This window comes from Streptomyces sp. NPDC004266 (genome assembly GCF_042874095.1).
Taxonomy (GTDB): domain Bacteria; phylum Actinomycetota; class Actinomycetes; order Streptomycetales; family Streptomycetaceae; genus Streptomyces.
The window spans coordinates 138,451-153,499 of the sequence record NZ_JBIAMM010000017.1 but is presented as its reverse complement, the minus strand read 5'-3'; the positions used below and the strand labels follow the sequence as shown (position 1 = coordinate 153,499).

Sequence of the window (15,049 nt, the reverse complement as noted above, 5' to 3'; positions counted from 1 at the left end):
TCCCGCGCGGCGAAGGGGAACGCCCGTGCCCGGGCACCGCCAGGCCTTCACCGCCGCAGTGGCGGCGCCGGTCCTCTCGGTGCCGTCGCGGCGGGCTGTTCCGGCCTCGTCGGCGGGGGAGCAGCCACCCTGCGGCTCGTGACCGCCGGGAAGGGGCGGCCTCGGCCTCAGGCGAGGCCCGCCGCGATGGCCCGGCGGACGGCGTCGGCGCGATCCTTGATGTCCGCCTTGGCGAACAGGTTGTTGATGTGAGTCTTGACCGTGGCCTCGCTGATGAACAGCTTCTGGGCGATCGCCCGGTTCGGCAGGCCCTGGCCGATCAGGGTGAGCACCTCGCGCTCGCGGGGCGTGAGGTCCCCGGGCAGCGGCTGCCCGGGCGCCGGGGACTTCGTGCGGACGGTGGCGAGGAGACGGTCCTGCACCTCGCGGTCGAGGACGGACTGCCCCGCGGCGGCGGCGCGGATCGCGCGGGCGATGTCCTGGCGCCCGGCGTTCTTGGTCAGGTAGCCCCGCGCCCCGGCGCTCAGCGCGGCCAGGATCGAGTCGTCGTCGGCGAAGGTGGTCAGCACGACCACCGCCACCTCCGGGTGCTCCTCCGTCAGCCGCCGGGTCGCCTCGGTGCCGTCCATCCCGGGCATGCGCAGGTCCATCAGGACCACGTCCACGGGCCCCGCCGCCACCGCCGTGAGCACCTCGGTGCCGTCGGCCGCCGCCGCGACGACCTCGATGTCCCCGGACAGGTCGAGGACCGCGGCCAGCGGCTCGCGCACCGCCGCCTGGTCGTCGGCCACGACCACCTTCAACCGCCTTGTGTCCTGCGTGGGTTCGCTCATCCTGGGATCACTGCCTCCACCTGCCATCCGCCCGCGTCCGGTCCTTCGGTGACCGGGCCCGCGGTGATCGTCCCTTCCATCAGGGCGACCCGCTCGCGCATGCCGATCAGCCCCATCCCGCTGCCGGCGCCCGTGCTCACCGTACGGGTCGCCGGACCGTTGCGGACGATCAGTGTCGTCGACGCGGCGCCGAACGTCAGCTCCACGCGCACCTCGCCGCCGGGCGCGTGCCGCGCCGCGTTGGTCAGCGACTCCTGGGCGATCCGCAGCAGGTTCTGGGTCACGCGGGACGGCACCTCGCGGACGGTTCCGGCAACGGTGAGCGCGTCGCGGCGGCCGGAAGTCTCCAGCATCGCGGTGAGGGTCTCGACAAGCGGCAGTGCGTCCTCGCGCAGCGCGTGCACGGTCCACTGCGCCTGTTTCAGGCTCTCCTTGACCATGCTGTGCGCCTTCTGGTTCGCCTCGCGGACCCGGTCCAGGTCGCCGGTGTCGATCAGCGCGTCCGCCAGCTCCAGCTGCATGTTGATGCCGGCCAGGGAGTGGGCCAGGACGTCGTGGACGTCACGGGCGATCCGGCTCCGCTCGGTCAGGACGGCGGTCCTGGCCTCGGCCCGCGCCGCCCGCTCCGCCGACTCGGCCGCCGAAATGGCCGCGACGAAGGCCTGCCGGCGGCTGCGGTTGAGGATGCCGACCAGGACGGGACCACCGGTGGTCAGGCCCAGCGCCCAGGGCAACAGGTTGTGGCCGGGGCCGAGGCGGAAGTACAGGACGGCTCCGCACAGCAGACTGCACAGGGCCGCCAGGGGGAGCGACTGCCGGGGTTCGAGGCGGACCCCGATGTGACCGACGAGGAAGTACGCGAAGAGGTAGCCGGAGCCGGTGTCGCTGACGCCGATCAGGGCCGCCGCCGCCACGATGCCCAGGGTCAGCCAGACCAGGACGAGGCGCGGCGGGATCCAGTCCTCCGGCAGGTGCCGTGCCGCCAGGGCGACGGAGTTGACCAGGAGCAGGACGGTCACCACCAGCCCCTGGCCGCTCAGGCCCAGCGGCCGGACCGTCCAGAACGCCGCGACGACGACGAAGACGGTCAACGCCCTCTGGACCTGGGGGTCCTGACCGGGAATCGGCCGGGGGCCGGCCCCCGGATGCGGGGTCGGCCCGTGATCCGGGAGGTGCTGGGCTTCAGTCACGGCGCGACCATAACCCATGGTCAGGCCGTACGGTCGGGCGTGGGCGTGGGCGTGGGCGTGGGTGCGGGTGTGGGCGTGGGTGCAAGGCGTGCGGTCGTGGTGGGGGCCTGGTGGTGGGTGAGGGTTCGGCTGCGGATGAGGATGGTGGCGAGTCGTGTGACGACTTCGGTGAGGGCCATCAGGACGAAGGCGGTGACCCATGCCTGGTCGCTGGTGATGTGGTGGGCGGTGCTGAAGCGGGCGATCTCGTCGGCGCCGCCGTGGTGGGCCCAGGTCTGGAAGCCCATGCGGGCGCTCATGCCCAGGACCCAGAGGACGGCGGAGGTGGCGCCGGCTTTGATCAGCAGGTGGTTTCCGGTGGTGCGGATGCGGGTGCAGGCCCCTCCGGCGATGCCGAGGGCGGCGCCCAGGGCCGTCAGGGTGGCGATCAGTACGAGGTCGTTGCCCGCGGTGGGGACGGTGTCGAGGTAGGTGAGGGCGACGAGGGCGACGATGCCGAGCGGGATGAGGAAGGTCTTGGGGGTGAGTCGGCCTTCCCGCAGCTGGCGGAAGACGACGAGGAGGAGGGCGAGGTCGGTGATCCAGTCGGTCGTTGTCATGCCCCAAGCCTGCTGATCCGGCGCCTTCCGCACCTGGACCCACGGGTGGAACCGTGGGTGGAGAAGGAGACGACCACCCGAGGCCCTCGCTCCACCCACCGCCCTGGTGAGCCTGGCCGACCTCCTGGTACGGGTCATCGGGCCGCAGAGGGGCCGAGACCCACCCGCGCCCGACCACCTCGCGAACGCTTTCGGACGATGTTGGCGGAGAACCGATCATGCGCCTCTCCGGAGACACACCCCCCTCTATCCTCTACAAGCGTGTAGAGGCACGGTGATCGCGCCTCTCGGCCGACGGAGGTTCGTCATGGCTTCGATCGATCTCGACGAGGTGCTGGACCCGGCTGGGGCGGACAGGAGCCTCCCGGGGATCCTCGCCGCGCCCGTCACCGCCCTCGCCGCCGCGTAGCCGTACCCACGCGTGGGGAGGGGGCGCTGCTCTCCGGAGGCCCTGCCGACGGGGTGCGCGTGCGGGTCCAGGGTGGGCCGGGCCTTGTCCAGGTGACCTACCCCTGCGAGGTGGAGGGCCCAGGGGCGGCATGCGGGCGGCGGCCGTCCACGTCCACCGCCGCGACGGGCGCTCGCCCGGGCGGCTGCGATCCCGCCGCTCCCTGACCGGCGACCCCCTGCCGTCCGGCGAACTGCTCCGCCGAAGTGTTCGACAGTACAAGCGATATGAAGGAGTGAACGCCCGATGGTGTTCAAGCGTCTGCTCGGCTCGCTCGGTGTAGGGGGCCCCTCGGTGGACACCGTGCTCGATCCGGGCGCGGTGGCACCCGGCGGCGTCGTCGCCGGCCAGGTCCATCTCCAGGGCGGCGACGCCGACTTCGCGATCGAGCACATCACCCTGGAGCTCGTCGCCCGCGTCGAGGCCGAGCACGACGACGGCGAGGCCGAGGGCATGGTCGCCTTCCATCGGTGCGTCGTCGCGGGAGGCTTCCGCCTGGCCGAGGGCGAGCACCGCAGCGTGCCGTTCTCCTTCGCGCTGCCGTGGGAGACGCCGATCACCGAGCTGTACGGCCAGGGCCTGGGCATCGTCCTCGGCGTCCGCACCGAACTCGGCGTCGCCGGCGCCGAGGACAAGGGCGACCTCGACCCGCTCGCCGTGCGCCCCCTGCCTGCCCAGGAGGCGATCCTGGAGGCGCTGGGCCGGCTCGGCTTCGGCTTCAGGTCCGCGGACCTCGAGCTCGGCCACATCGGGGGGACGGGGCAGCAGCTGCCCTTCTACCAGGAGATCGAGCTGGCCCCGGCGCCGCAGTACGCCCACCGGGTCGACGAGATCGAGGTGACCTTCCTCGCCGGCCCCACCGGCCTGGAGGTGGTCTTGGAGGCCGACAGGCGCGGTGGCTTCTTCTCGGAGGGGCACGACGCCCTGAACCGCTTCACCGTCGGCCACCACGACGTCGACCGGACCGACTGGGCCGCCGAGGTCGACGGCTGGATCCGCCGCCTCGTCGAGCACCGCGCCTCGCACGGCCCGTACGGACACGCGGGCGGCGGGTTGTCCGCCCAGGGCGGCCACGACTCCCACGGCGCTTACGGTCGCAGGGGCGAGGGCGGTCACCACGGCGACGGTCACCACTCCGGCCCGGGCATGGGGACGGCCGTCGCCGCCGGTGCCGCGGGCCTGGCCGTCGGCGTGGTCGGTGGCATGGTGGCCGCCGAAGTCGTCGACGAGGTGGGCGACTTCTTCGAAGGGGACGAAGAGGAAGAGGGCGAGGGCGACGAGGGCTGAACAGCCTCGATGGGGTACCCCGGCGGAGGGCGGCCCGCCGCCCGCCGACTCTCCGGGAGAGCTCGCGGAGAAGGCCGCCGGGCCGGTGCGCTGACACGGGGTCACCCGCACCTGATAACTTCTACAGTAATGTAGAAGATGGGTTCGCCCGGGTCATCACCCCACCCGGCCCGGGCGGCCCCCATACGTTCTAGGGAGTTCTCGATGGCCCTGTGGGACCGCATCAAGGAGTCCGCGTCGACGATGCAGACGCAGCTGGTGGCGAAGAAGAACGACCTCAAGTCCGGTGCCTTCCGCGACGCCTCCATGGCGATGTGCGCACTCGTGGCCGCCGCGGACGGCACGATCGACCCGTCGGAACGTCAGCGGGTCGCCCAGCTGATCGCCACCAACGAGGTGCTGCAGAACTTCGACGCGACCGACCTCCAGCGCCGGTTCGACGCGAACCTGGGCAAGCTGACCGCCGACTTCGACTTCGGCAAGGTCAGCGTCCTCCAGGAGATCGCCAAGGCGAAGAAGAAGCCGGCCGAGGCCCGCGCCGTGATCCAGATCGGCATCGTCATCGGCGGCGCCGACGGCGACTTCGACAAGACCGAGCAGGCCGTCGTGCGCGAGGCGTGCTTCACCCTCGACCTCCCGCCGCACGAGTTCGACCTGTAACCGGCGCCGGAGTCACCGCCGTACGACACGGGACAGGAGACGGGCATGGAGATCTCGGGCATCGTCAGCGCGCTCGTCGTCGGCGTCGTCGTCGGCGCACTCGGGAGGCTCGTCCTGCCCGGCCGGCAGCGGATCGGGGTGCTGTGGACGATCGCCGTCGGCATCGTCGCCGCCCTCGTCGGCACCGCCCTCGCGGCGCCCCTGGGGGTCGCGGACACCAGGGGGATCGACTGGATCGAACGGGCCTTCCAGATCGGCCTCGCGGCAGCGGGCGTGGCCGCGCTGGAGAGGTTCAGGGCACGCGCCTGAGACGGGGGCGGGGGTCGCTGCCCTCACGGCGCGGGGCCCCGCCGCCCTACATGGGTGTGGCGGCGTGCAGGATGAAGAAGAGCGTCACGGCCGCGTTCGCGGAGGACAGCGCCGAGACGGTCGTCCCTGCGGTCGCCCCCCAGACGGCCAGCCCGACGGCGGTGAACACCGGCGGCCAGATCCGGGGAGAAGGAGGCGGCCCCAGCAGCGCCGCCACCCGGCGCGGCACGGGCCCGGCCGCGTCGGCGAAGTGCGCCAGCGTGGCGACGGGTGAGCCCCGTGAGATCAGCGCCGACTTGCCGACCGCCCGCGCCACGGTCCGACGGCTCCCCACGACCTGGGCCGCCTCCTCGTCCGCCCACCGCTCGGCGGAGTAGACGACGGCCGTACGCAGGGGACGCAGGAAGGGATGGGCCCGGGCCGCCAGCTGGACGGCCAGCAGGAAGCGGTGATGGCGACGGGCCAGATGCGCCCGCTCATGGGCGAACAGCGCCCGTCGCTCACCTGCGTTCAGCCCGGCCAGCATGCCGGTGGTGACGACGATCCGGTCACGCCTGCCGGGCAGCGCGTAGGCGTACGGAGAGGTGTCGGGCAGCACCGCCACGGACGAACCGGGCAGCCCGGAAAGGGCCTGCTCGGCGCGCCGGCGCACCCGCAGATGCCGCCAGGCGGTCCCCGTGCACGCGGCCAGCACGGCGACGAGGGCGGGGATCGCGATCCGGCCGGCGATCTCGTCGTAGGGCACGGCCGCCCGGACCTCGGGGTCCGACCATCCGTCGGGCAGCGGGTTCCCGGGCAGCTGGGCGGTCCCCACCACCATGAGCAGCCCGAGGCACAGGGTGCTGCACACGGCGAGCACGGCCGCGACCGCGCTCAGCAACCAGGTGGCGGCCCTGGGGTGCAGATGGTGCTCGGCCAGCCGGGCGACGGGCCAGGCCGTCAACGGCAGTACCAGCGGCAGGAAGACGAAGACTCCCATGGCCCTAGTCTTCCTCCTCCGAAGGCTCCGCGGCGTCCAACAGCGCACGCAACAGCCGCTCGTCGCCCGGAGTCAGCGTGCTCACGAAACTCGTGAGCACGGCCTCGCGATCGGCCTCGGAGTCGAGCACCCGCCGCATCCGCAGCGCGGCCAGACCCGCCTCGTCGGCGACGGCCGTCCACTGGAACGATCGCCCCGACCGCTCCCGCGTGACCGCCCCTTTGACGTGAAGCCGGGTCAGGATGGTCACCACCGTCGTATAGGCGAGGCCGCCGCCGAGCCGCTCCTGCACCCACCCCGCGGCCACCGGCCCCGGCGCCGCGCGCAACGCGGCGAGCACCTGCGTCTCCAGCTCCCCCTGCCCCCGCCTGCGCGGAGCCGCCCGCTCGGCACCCCTGTGGTCCGTCATGCCATCGGCCTCCCACCTTCTAGGCGCCGCCTACCGCCGCGGGCGCGGTTCATCGTACTGACCACCTCGCGTTCTCCACCCGTCCACGAAGACGTTCCCTCCGGCCGTCGAGCAGGGTCGGAAGCCCATGTCGCCCGCCCGGGCTCGGGCCCTCCGCGGACCGGGCCCGACCGGCCCCGCGGAGCGCACTGGGCCGGGCCGTTCGGGCCTTGGAGTGACCCGGCCGCTGGTTCCCAGGACCAGCGGCCGGGTTTTCGCGGCGGCATCGTGCCCACGGGGCCGGGCCCCCGATTTCGCTGGATTCGTACAACCATCCGCACGCTCAGGAGTCATGTAGGGGGAGTGCGCCGTAGGCGTGCTCGTTCCGTTTCCAGGGGGGACCCACATGAATCACCACGTATCACTGCGTACCCGCGTGCTTCCGGCCGTGACCGCCGCCGCGCTCCTCGTGCCCGTCGTCGCGGGCGCGGCGCCCGCTTCCGCCGCCACGGCGCCGCAGGTCAGCTGCACGTCGGGCAAGGCCGGGCTCGCCGCCAAGCTCCAGAAGGACATCGCCGCCGCCCTCGCCACGCGCTCCGGCACCGTCGCCGTCGGCCTGCGCGACCGCACCACGAACACCACCTGCACCCTGCGCGCCACGGTCTCGTACGACTCGGCCAGCGTCGTGAAGGTCACCGTCCTCGCCACGCTCCTCTGGGACGCCAAGAAGACCAATCGGTACCTGACGTCACGCGAGACCACCCTCGCCACCGCCATGATCACCAAGTCCGACAACGCGGCCACCACCTCCCTGTGGAACCAGCTCGGCGTCGCCAAGGTGAAGGGTTTCCTGGCGGCTGCCGGCATGACGCGGACGGTCCCGGGGACCGGCGGCTACTGGGGACTCACCCAGATCAACGTCACCGACGAGCAGCGGCTGCTCTCGCTGATCACCGCCAGGAACACCGTCCTGAGCGACAACGGCCGCGCCTACATCCTCAAGCTCATGGGGAACGTCGTCACCTCGCAGAGGTGGGGGACCCCGGCCGGCGCGCCCTCCTCCGTGTCCAAGCACGTCAAGAACGGCTGGCTGCAGCGCGCCACGCGCGGCTGGCGCGTGCACAGCGTCGGCACGTTCCAGGGCGGCGGCCACGACTACACCATCTCCGTGCTCACCGACGGCAACAGCAGCATGAGCTACGGCGTGAACACGATCCAGGCCGTGGCCAAGGTGATCCACCGGGACCTGTTCCCGACCGTGCCCACCGCGTCCCGTTACACGCCCACCACCACGCCCATGGAGGCGCACGTCGCGGTGCCCCGGGGCTGACGCCCTGAGGTCGGCTCAGCCGGGACGCTTCGTTCGGATCAACTGATCGCTGGTTCCGGTGAACCGCTGACCGACGCGCGGGGGGAGCGGATCGAGCCGTCGGATTCCACGATCGTCCGTGCCCACCAGCACGCGGCCGGGGCCCGCAGAAAGGTCCCGGCCGGTCGGAAGACCACGAACGACGCCCGACGCAGTCCTCGCGGACAAAGCCCGCTCCTCGCGCGCGATCCGCACACCTGAGCGGTCGGGGAATCCGGACGGTGATCCCGCCGCCCGCCGCCTGCCGACCAGATCGCCCACCGCAAGAAGCGGAGTCGGCCAGGCGGCAGGCCACCGGCCTTCGACCGTGACGCCTGCAGACAGCGCAACAGGGCCGGGCGCTGCGTCGACAAGCTCAGGCAGCGGCGGGGCCAGGCCCCCCGATACGACTGTCAGGCCTCTCTGCAGGCTCGTCCCAGTCGACCGCCTTCGCCTCGGCCCACGTGATCCACGTGATCCACGTGATCCACGTGGTGCCGTGAAAGCCGTCCTCGCCGTACCACTCGGTCAGCTGCGCGAACCGCGCACGCGCGGCAGCCGAGGCGTCGGCGGGAAAACCTCGGCGCGCGGCCAAAGGGCGGAAGTCGGCGTAGTTGCCGACCCCGTCAACTGGTTTCGCCTGCCACGCATCGATGACCTGCGCATACGTGCGCTGCCTGCTCAGGAAGACCGGTGTTGAGGATCGGCGCCCCGCATCCGGACGGGCCTTCCGGCCCGGGGGTGACCGTGCGGCCGCTCCCGCTTGCGCGGGGTGGGTCCCGTCCGGGCCCCGACACCCGAGGGGTGCCGTGTCAGGGCCGGTCCACGGCCGCGTTCTCGGGGTGACGTACGTCGCCGCTGCCGAGCACGACGCGGGCCCGGACCCGCATGGGCTCGTCGCCGCGCCGGGAGAGCACGACCAGTTCGTCGACCCGGGCCGTCATGGGGCCGAGGAGAGCCTCCACCTTGCGGGCGAGGAGGTGCGGGTCCGGGGCGCGGCCGAGGGACAGGTGCGGGGTGAAGCCGTGGGAGCGCGATCCGCACAGCGGGAAGCGGAGCTCCAGGGACTCCCGCAACCGTGCCCAGGGGTCGTGGCCGGCGGCGGCCGGGTCGAGCCAGACGGTGGCGTCCTCGCGGTGGCCGAACCAGTGGACGCCCGCCAGGCGGGCGGTGAACGGCGGCGTCTCGGCGAGCGCCGCGGCGACCAGCGGCAGGGCCCGGGCGAACTCGGCCTCGGGGACGAAACCGAAGAGCACGTTGACGTGCGGCGGCCAGCGGTGGATCTGCCGGTCGTGTTCGCGGTGAACGTGCTGGATCGGCGGCCACAGCTCCGCCGGCGGCAGCCAGGCGACGGCGCTGCGGTTCGTCGGCGGGACGGCGAGGACGTCGCAGGGCGCCGGGGCCGGCACGGGCCCCACCTGCCCGACGAGGGTCTCATCGAGCCTGTCGACGCCGGAGGCGCGGTCCCAGACGAGCCGGCCGTCCGCCTCGAAGAACACCACCCGGTGCCAGGGGACCTCCCCGCCCGGCACGAAGTCGCCGAGCAGGACGCGCTTCGGCGGCGCCCCGCGCTCCGCGATCCCCATCACGAACCGCTCGGGGTCGAACCGCGGGTCCCAGAGCACACGGTGGTAGATCTCGTCGCTGGTGTGCACGTCAGCACCTGCTCTCGACTATCAGGGTGCCGCGCGCCCGGTCGGCCCTGCAAGCCGCCGCTCGGCCCGCTCACGTGGCCGGTCTCTTGGCAGGAGGGTGGAACGAGACGGCGGATACCGCCCCCGACCCCCGTCCTGGACCAGGAGGACAAGAAACCCGCGAGGAGGACTGTGGGCGTCCACCGTTCACGGGGGACGGGTCCGTGCTCCGGTCGTTCTGATCAGGGCAGCGAACCACGCCGCCCGGCGTCTTCCCCAGCGGGGCGCGGACGCACTCGCGGCCACCGTTGACCCGAAGGCGCACGAGGGCACGGTGTGGCCGCCCTCGACCTCAGTCGCTGAGAAGCCGCCCACAACACCCCCACCATCAGCGCGATACCGGTCCCACGGGGGTGCGACGTCGGGCGGCCGGGGCCGTAGAGCTTTGCGTACGTGTCGGGGTCCACGGTCGGCTCCTTCGGCCAAGGTGACCCCATGATCACGTCCGGGGTGCCCTCCGGGCACGCGTGCGCCCGCTCACCTCAGGTGGGCGCGTACTCGGTCGGCCCGGTCGTGACCCACCGGACAGGCCGCGAGGTACGGCTGCTGCCCGCCTCCTCGGCGAGGGGCCGTAGAGGGAGCGTGCTCGGACTCGCAGTTCCTCGGGGCCGGCCTCGGCGACGCGCAGTCGAACAGGCCTTCACATGCAGGGTGGTGTCGCGGCGTGGCGCCGCCGGGCCGGTGCCGTGGCCTCGTGGGTGAGAGGTACGGGTGAACTATCTTGGGCGGCAGCGAGACGAGAAGGAGACACCCCGTGGCATCCGGGCAGCAGGCGCGTGCACAGGCAGCCGCGATCACGTCGGGCAGGCGCTCGTCCGAGGGGGAGACCGAGGCGGTGGTGGCCTCTCCTGCCGAGCGGGTGCGGGCTCTGTTCGGCGGACACCGGCTGTCTCCCGCGCAGCGGCGTATCGCCCAGTTCCTGACCGATCACCTCACCGAGGCCGCGTTCCTGTCCATCACCGAGCTCGCGGAGCGCGTGGGGGTCAGCCAGCCGTCCGTGACCAGGTTCGCCTCCTCGCTGGGATTCAGCGGTTACCCCGCGCTCCGGGAGGCGCTGCAGCCCATCGCGCTCAGCGCGGTGGCCGGCGCGCCCGGCGAGGGGGAGGAGCGGCATCGCAACGAACTCCAGTCGGCGATCGACGCCGAGATCGAGAACCTGACGTCCTTGCGGCGTGCCCTCGCCGACCCCGACCGGATCGTCGGCATCGGCCGCGAGCTGGCCCGGTCCGTTCCCCTGACGGTCGTGGGCCTGCGGATCTCGGTCTCCCTCGCCGAGTACTTCGCGTACGCCGCGCGGCGCATCCATCCCGATGTCCGGGTGGTGACGAGGGGCGGCAGCGTCGCCTACGACGGACTGCTCCAGGCGCGCGAGGCGGGCGGCACGTGGGTGCTGGCCTTCGCGATGCCGCGGCACGCCAAGGAGACCCTCGCCGTCGTGCGTGCCGCCCGCGGTGTCGGGCTGCGCGTCGCGCTGATCACGGACCTCGCGCTCGGGCCGCTGGCCGACGAGGCCGACGAGGTGTTCACCGCGGGCACGGGATCGCGGCTCGTCTTCGACTCGTACGCGGCGCCGGGGGTGCTGTCCGCGGGCATCCTCCAGGCCATCGCGGACGCGGACCCGGAGCGTACGCAGACTCGCCTTGAGAAGTACGAGCACGCCGCGGAGCAGCACGATTTCTTCCTGGGCGACTGAAACCGACCGATACGGCCGGTCCGGGGCCGGTTCTCCGCATGATCGTTTGGCATGAAAATTTTCATACCCTTGCCTACTTGGCGGTATATATATTTACTGAAGGGGCCCCACGGGCCCGAACGGAACATCGAAGGCCGCCCCCTCCTCCTCGGACGGCCTCGATGTCTCGCCGGCCCGCGCCGCGTTAGCGCGGATGCTCTGAGGCGGCTCCGACCGACCCCTGGGTCGGAGCCGCCGTACAGAGCCGCACCGGGACGGCCCTGCTCCCGCGGCGGACGCGGCACGACGACCTGAGGCTCGAAAGGCGCGCCCACGACGACCGGGCGGGGCGCCTGGACCATGACCGCCACGCGGCGTCGTCCGCCCGTCTCCGACCATGGAAGGGGCAAAGGCCTGCAGACAGCTGCCTCCACGTCGGCCGGCCTTGAAGGGGGCCGGGCGACGTGGAGGAATGTGGAGGAATATCGCCTTGGCTCACGTGGCTGCCTGCTGTTCGGCGTGAGGGCGGTCGACGCGCCGGTCTTCAACGCCGGGCTCGGTCTTCGGGAATCCGCACCAACAAGGCGCTGCGGAGCTACCTCTGCCGGATCAGACGGTGAGCGGCTTGCGGTAGCGGACGTACTCGTTCTGGCGTCGGAACCCCGCGCTCTCGTAGAGGTCGTAGGACCGGTGCGGATTCGCGGTCCCGGTATACAACCGGGCGGTCTCCGCACCGTGCGCGCGAAGGCATCGCAACCCGTCCAGTAGCAGGGCTCGCCCCAGTCCCAGACGCCTTGACTCCGTCCGGACGCTCAGTTCTTCGACCTCGCCCACGGTGGCGTCCTGCCGACGGACGGAGCACAGGGCGACACCGGCCATATCTTCCCGATCCCAAGCAGCCCGCCAGCAGGTCGAGTCGGCCGTGGCGAGGAAGCTCTCGAACGTCCACCTCTCGGTGAAGGCGGCACCCGCATATGAATCGACGACCGTTTTCCAGGCCGCGCGGTAGCTGCTCGGATCGACGGCTCCGACTCGGATGCCGGCAGGCAACGGCTTGCCGTCGGGGAGCTGTCGGAGATCGGCCAGCTCCAGCTCTACCAGGCTGAAGACACGCCGGTATCCCGATTCGAGCAGGAGCGCCGTTGCCTCCTGTTCGGAGGCCATGGCGTTCGCGCCGAGCACGGCCGTCTGTGGGGTTCCGTGCTGCTGCACGAGCTGGCGGATACGGCTTTCTGCCCAGTCGAGCATGGCTGAGCCGATGCCCTGGCCGCGGTGCTCGGGCAGCAGGTAGCCGCGGTGCAGGTACAACCACGTCCCGTCCCGCTCCTGCCACCACCTGATCGTCGAGTAGCCGACGACGCCACCGTCGTGCTCCACCAAGACCTGCTCCTGGGACGGGTCGTCCAGCTTGGCGGAGGCCTCGGCGATCTCGGCTGCCGTCGGGAGGCCTTCCACAACCGAGCGGGCGTCGATCCGGTCCCGCTCTGCGCAGCCAAGCCGCACAGCGGCCATGGCGCCGTGGTCTTCGTGGCCGTGATACGACCGGAAGGCGTAGCCAGGCATCCGATCCAGCGGTGCAAGCCCGTTGCCGCTGTTCACGCCCACACCAAGACCCCGTTACGTCGGATATGCGGTGTCATCGATCCCGGAAGCGTAGGCCGTGCCGATCAGACGGCAGAACTCGTTTTCCGTGGCATGACCGTTCGCGGGGACTCGACGGGCGAGGCGTGGGACCGGCTGCGGCCGTTCCTGCCCACCGGACCCTGCCTCGGGGCGCCCGGCAGACGGCGTCCCGATCCAGGACCTCGGCCCGGCGGGCGCAGGCAGTTGGCCAGCCCTACCACCCGCAGGAAAAGACTGCCCCCGGCTTCGTAGGCGAGTTCTGGAAACACCTCGGTGCTTGCTTCGGGACCATCCATGGTGGTGCCCTGCACGACGAGGGGGCCAGGGTGCTGCCGAAGTCCAGTTGCCGGGGAACCGTGGAAGGCCGCCCTGGCTGACCGTCACAAGTCGGTCAGGGCGGCCTTCCACGGCCATGGTGCCGGCTGCCGGTTGTCGGCCGGCAGCCTGGCGTGCCCCTCCCTCACCTGCCCCCATCGCCTGCCGGCGAGTCCGTGATGGCGGGCGCCGAGGAGGAAGCGCTTTTCAGCATCCGGCGGACCACTCGTGGGAGCCGCCTTGGTCGTTGGCGCCGGCGTCGTAGCCGACTTCCTGCCCGGGGGCCAGGCAGAGGGTGACCCGGCCGAGGTGCTGGCGGCCCTGGTAGACCTTGACGTGGTCAGGCACGCCCGGGCCGGAGACGCCGTGGTTGGCCCAGGAGGAGTCCTGCTTGAACATGTCGCCCTCCCACCAGCTGTCGTCACCGCTGTGCTCGATCTTCAAGCCGTCGAAGTTGGCGTCGGTCCAGACACAGAAGTAGCCGCTGCGGCAGTCCGCCGCCTCGGCGGCGGCCGAGGTGGCGAGGACCCCGGCGGTGGAGATCAAGACGGTGGCGAGGAGGGTGGTCAAACGCTTCATGCGGGTGGGTTTCCCTTCGGTGGTGGAGACATGAGCACAGTGGTGGCTTCGGTGAGGGCGTGGGCGCGCAGCCGCTCCCATTGGGCGATCTCGGTGCGGTGGCGGGCCCGGACATCGGAGAGGTCGCGGTGGGTGTGGGCGGCCTCGGGCTCGAGGTTGTTGACGATGACCGAGACGCGGAACCAGCCGGGCTGGTCGCCGTAGAGCCGCTGCTGCGCGGCGGCAAGGCAGCCGTCGGTGTGAGCGCGTACGACGTAGCCGGTGGGGAGCGGCAGGGACAGTTCGGCCGGGCCCGTGCCGAAGAGCGCCGCGTCGACCCTCTGGTCGTCCGTGCCCGGAGGCCGGCTCCTCCCGGTGCGTGGCGGGACGAGTCCCTGGCGGGTCAGACAGGCGTCGGTGAGGCGCTGGGTGGCGGCCTTGATCAGCTCGTCCGGATCCGGGGCGGGTTTCGGGGCTTGAGCTGTGCAGCCCGCCAGGACCGCGCAGGCCAGGACCGCCGCAGTGACCGGCAGCCGTACGGGCTGGCGCGGCTGGTGGCGGGTACGGGCGGGCGGTTCCTTGATCACATCCAAGGTGTCTAGTGGCCACAGCCTCCCGCGCGACAGGGTGGCGGCTCGGCCTCACCCGGCTGGGTGCGTTTTTTCACCCTGGAAGCGTCGTTGCGCGACGAGCCGCTCGGTCAGGGGCAGTTCATGTCCGTGGCGCCGGTGGATCCGGAAAGCGCACTCCGGAGGCGTGAGCTCACCGGCGAGCCCGTGTGGTCCGGCACAGTGACCGACTTCGCCGCCGGGGTTCGGCGAAACGTCTCCGGGGCTGGCTGTGGTCCGGTCCGTGCCGGTGGGATTTCTGAGTGGTGGACAGGCCGATGCGTACGGGGCGTTCGACCTCTGGAGCGTCGGGAGGCGGGGCGCCGTGAGGTGATCCGGCTGGAGAAGAGCAAGCGGAACCGCACGGGGAGCCGGATCGAGTTCGCCGTGACGTTCCTGACTGTCTTCGATGACGACCTGGGCGCGTGGCGGCGAGCCAATTCCGAGCTGCCCGTCGAGCGACCCGAGTCGATGCAGCTCCGGGCGGCGGCCACGGCCAGGCCTCGGCTCTGACGGTCGTTCGGACCACGTACGGGAT

At 71.9% G+C, this 15,049-nt stretch carries 15 protein-coding genes and 1 pseudogene; 7 read left to right on the top strand and 9 right to left on the bottom strand.

Going from position 1 to position 15,049, the window contains the following annotated elements; all coding sequences use genetic code 11:
- Positions 1 to 167: 167 nt before the first annotated feature.
- The 3 genes from ACFYUZ_RS32870 to ACFYUZ_RS32860 are packed head-to-tail and all read right to left on the bottom strand — an operon-like array spanning position 168 to position 2,622.
- On the bottom strand, positions 168 to 833 hold the full coding sequence (locus ACFYUZ_RS32870; RefSeq protein ID WP_389315443.1) for a response regulator: 666 nt from the start codon (positions 831 to 833) through the stop codon (positions 168 to 170).
- Positions 830 to 2,041: a sensor histidine kinase gene (locus ACFYUZ_RS32865; RefSeq protein ID WP_389315441.1), complete on the bottom strand. Its 1,212-nt coding sequence runs from the start codon at positions 2,039 to 2,041 to the stop codon at positions 830 to 832. Before ACFYUZ_RS32865 ends, ACFYUZ_RS32870 begins: the two co-directional genes overlap by 4 nt.
- 2 nt (positions 2,042 to 2,043) lie before the next feature.
- On the bottom strand, positions 2,044 to 2,622 hold the full coding sequence (locus tag ACFYUZ_RS32860) for a hypothetical protein (RefSeq protein ID WP_389315439.1): 579 nt from the start codon (positions 2,620 to 2,622) through the stop codon (positions 2,044 to 2,046).
- 694 nt (positions 2,623 to 3,316) lie between these two features.
- Between ACFYUZ_RS32860 and ACFYUZ_RS32855 the strand changes: the two genes are divergently transcribed.
- The 3 genes from ACFYUZ_RS32855 to ACFYUZ_RS32845 all read left to right on the top strand — a co-directional run bounded on the left by ACFYUZ_RS32855 (position 3,317) and on the right by ACFYUZ_RS32845 (position 5,326).
- Positions 3,317 to 4,357 carry a sporulation protein gene (locus ACFYUZ_RS32855; RefSeq protein WP_389315437.1) on the top strand — a complete coding sequence of 347 codons (1,041 nt, stop codon included), beginning with the start codon at positions 3,317 to 3,319 and terminating at the stop codon, positions 4,355 to 4,357.
- Positions 4,358 to 4,561: 204 nt separating this feature from the next.
- The gene (locus tag ACFYUZ_RS32850) at positions 4,562 to 5,017 is read left to right on the top strand and encodes a tellurite resistance TerB family protein (RefSeq protein ID WP_389315435.1); all 456 of its coding nucleotides are present in this window, start codon (positions 4,562 to 4,564) and stop codon (positions 5,015 to 5,017) included.
- 45 nt (positions 5,018 to 5,062) lie between these two features.
- Entirely contained in the window at positions 5,063 to 5,326 is a 264-nt protein-coding gene (locus tag ACFYUZ_RS32845; RefSeq protein WP_389315433.1) for a GlsB/YeaQ/YmgE family stress response membrane protein, read from the top strand.
- 46 nt (positions 5,327 to 5,372) lie between these two features.
- Here the strand turns inward: ACFYUZ_RS32845 and ACFYUZ_RS32840 are convergent, their stop codons facing one another.
- Entirely contained in the window at positions 5,373 to 6,305 is a 933-nt protein-coding gene (locus ACFYUZ_RS32840) for a M56 family metallopeptidase (RefSeq protein ID WP_389315431.1), read from the bottom strand.
- Positions 6,306 to 6,309: 4 nt separating this feature from the next.
- On the bottom strand, positions 6,310 to 6,714 hold the full coding sequence (locus ACFYUZ_RS32835) for a BlaI/MecI/CopY family transcriptional regulator (RefSeq protein WP_389315429.1): 405 nt from the start codon (positions 6,712 to 6,714) through the stop codon (positions 6,310 to 6,312).
- Between the two features lie 385 nt (positions 6,715 to 7,099).
- Between ACFYUZ_RS32835 and ACFYUZ_RS32830 the strand changes: the two genes are divergently transcribed.
- Positions 7,100 to 8,023: a serine hydrolase gene (locus ACFYUZ_RS32830; protein ID WP_389315427.1), complete on the top strand. Its 924-nt coding sequence runs from the start codon at positions 7,100 to 7,102 to the stop codon at positions 8,021 to 8,023.
- Positions 8,024 to 8,189: 166 nt separating this feature from the next.
- Positions 8,190 to 8,452, top strand: a pseudogene (locus ACFYUZ_RS32825) (IS5/IS1182 family transposase); the annotation flags it as partial.
- 401 nt (positions 8,453 to 8,853) lie between these two features.
- Here ACFYUZ_RS32825 and ACFYUZ_RS32820 read toward each other — a convergent pair.
- Positions 8,854 to 9,696, bottom strand: coding sequence for an RNA repair domain-containing protein (locus ACFYUZ_RS32820; protein ID WP_389315425.1), 843 nt, complete (start codon positions 9,694 to 9,696; stop codon positions 8,854 to 8,856).
- Positions 9,697 to 10,489: 793 nt separating this feature from the next.
- Between ACFYUZ_RS32820 and ACFYUZ_RS32815 the strand changes: the two genes are divergently transcribed.
- Positions 10,490 to 11,428: a MurR/RpiR family transcriptional regulator gene (locus ACFYUZ_RS32815; RefSeq protein WP_389315423.1), complete on the top strand. Its 939-nt coding sequence runs from the start codon at positions 10,490 to 10,492 to the stop codon at positions 11,426 to 11,428.
- A 588-nt stretch (positions 11,429 to 12,016) separates the two neighbouring features.
- On the opposite strand, the gene ACFYUZ_RS32810 is transcribed toward ACFYUZ_RS32815, so the two are convergent.
- The 3 genes from ACFYUZ_RS32810 to ACFYUZ_RS32800 all read right to left on the bottom strand — a co-directional run bounded on the left by ACFYUZ_RS32810 (position 12,017) and on the right by ACFYUZ_RS32800 (position 14,496).
- On the bottom strand, positions 12,017 to 13,012 hold the full coding sequence (locus ACFYUZ_RS32810; protein WP_389315421.1) for a GNAT family N-acetyltransferase: 996 nt from the start codon (positions 13,010 to 13,012) through the stop codon (positions 12,017 to 12,019).
- Between the two features lie 540 nt (positions 13,013 to 13,552).
- Positions 13,553 to 13,924: a peptidase inhibitor family I36 protein gene (locus ACFYUZ_RS32805; RefSeq protein ID WP_389315419.1), complete on the bottom strand. Its 372-nt coding sequence runs from the start codon at positions 13,922 to 13,924 to the stop codon at positions 13,553 to 13,555.
- The gene (locus ACFYUZ_RS32800) at positions 13,921 to 14,496 is read right to left on the bottom strand and encodes a hypothetical protein (protein WP_389315418.1); all 576 of its coding nucleotides are present in this window, start codon (positions 14,494 to 14,496) and stop codon (positions 13,921 to 13,923) included. Before ACFYUZ_RS32800 ends, ACFYUZ_RS32805 begins: the two co-directional genes overlap by 4 nt.
- Before the next feature lie 345 nt (positions 14,497 to 14,841).
- On the opposite strand from ACFYUZ_RS32800, the gene ACFYUZ_RS32795 reads away from it, so the two are divergent.
- Entirely contained in the window at positions 14,842 to 15,024 is a 183-nt protein-coding gene (locus ACFYUZ_RS32795; protein WP_389315416.1) for a hypothetical protein, read from the top strand.
- Positions 15,025 to 15,049: the final 25 nt, after the last annotated feature.

Coding starts and splice junctions, on each gene's coding strand:
- ACFYUZ_RS32870 (WP_389315443.1), bottom strand. CDS start 833: ATGAGCGAACCCACGCAGGACACAAGGCGGTTGAAGGTGGTCGTGGCC.
- ACFYUZ_RS32865 (WP_389315441.1), bottom strand. CDS start 2,041: ATGGGTTATGGTCGCGCCGTGACTGAAGCCCAGCACCTCCCGGATCAC.
- ACFYUZ_RS32860 (WP_389315439.1), bottom strand. CDS start 2,622: ATGACAACGACCGACTGGATCACCGACCTCGCCCTCCTCCTCGTCGTC.
- ACFYUZ_RS32855 (WP_389315437.1), top strand. CDS start 3,317: ATGGTGTTCAAGCGTCTGCTCGGCTCGCTCGGTGTAGGGGGCCCCTCG.
- ACFYUZ_RS32850 (WP_389315435.1), top strand. CDS start 4,562: ATGGCCCTGTGGGACCGCATCAAGGAGTCCGCGTCGACGATGCAGACG.
- ACFYUZ_RS32845 (WP_389315433.1), top strand. CDS start 5,063: ATGGAGATCTCGGGCATCGTCAGCGCGCTCGTCGTCGGCGTCGTCGTC.
- ACFYUZ_RS32840 (WP_389315431.1), bottom strand. CDS start 6,305: ATGGGAGTCTTCGTCTTCCTGCCGCTGGTACTGCCGTTGACGGCCTGG.
- ACFYUZ_RS32835 (WP_389315429.1), bottom strand. CDS start 6,714: ATGACGGACCACAGGGGTGCCGAGCGGGCGGCTCCGCGCAGGCGGGGG.
- ACFYUZ_RS32830 (WP_389315427.1), top strand. CDS start 7,100: ATGAATCACCACGTATCACTGCGTACCCGCGTGCTTCCGGCCGTGACC.
- ACFYUZ_RS32805 (WP_389315419.1), bottom strand. CDS start 13,924: ATGAAGCGTTTGACCACCCTCCTCGCCACCGTCTTGATCTCCACCGCC.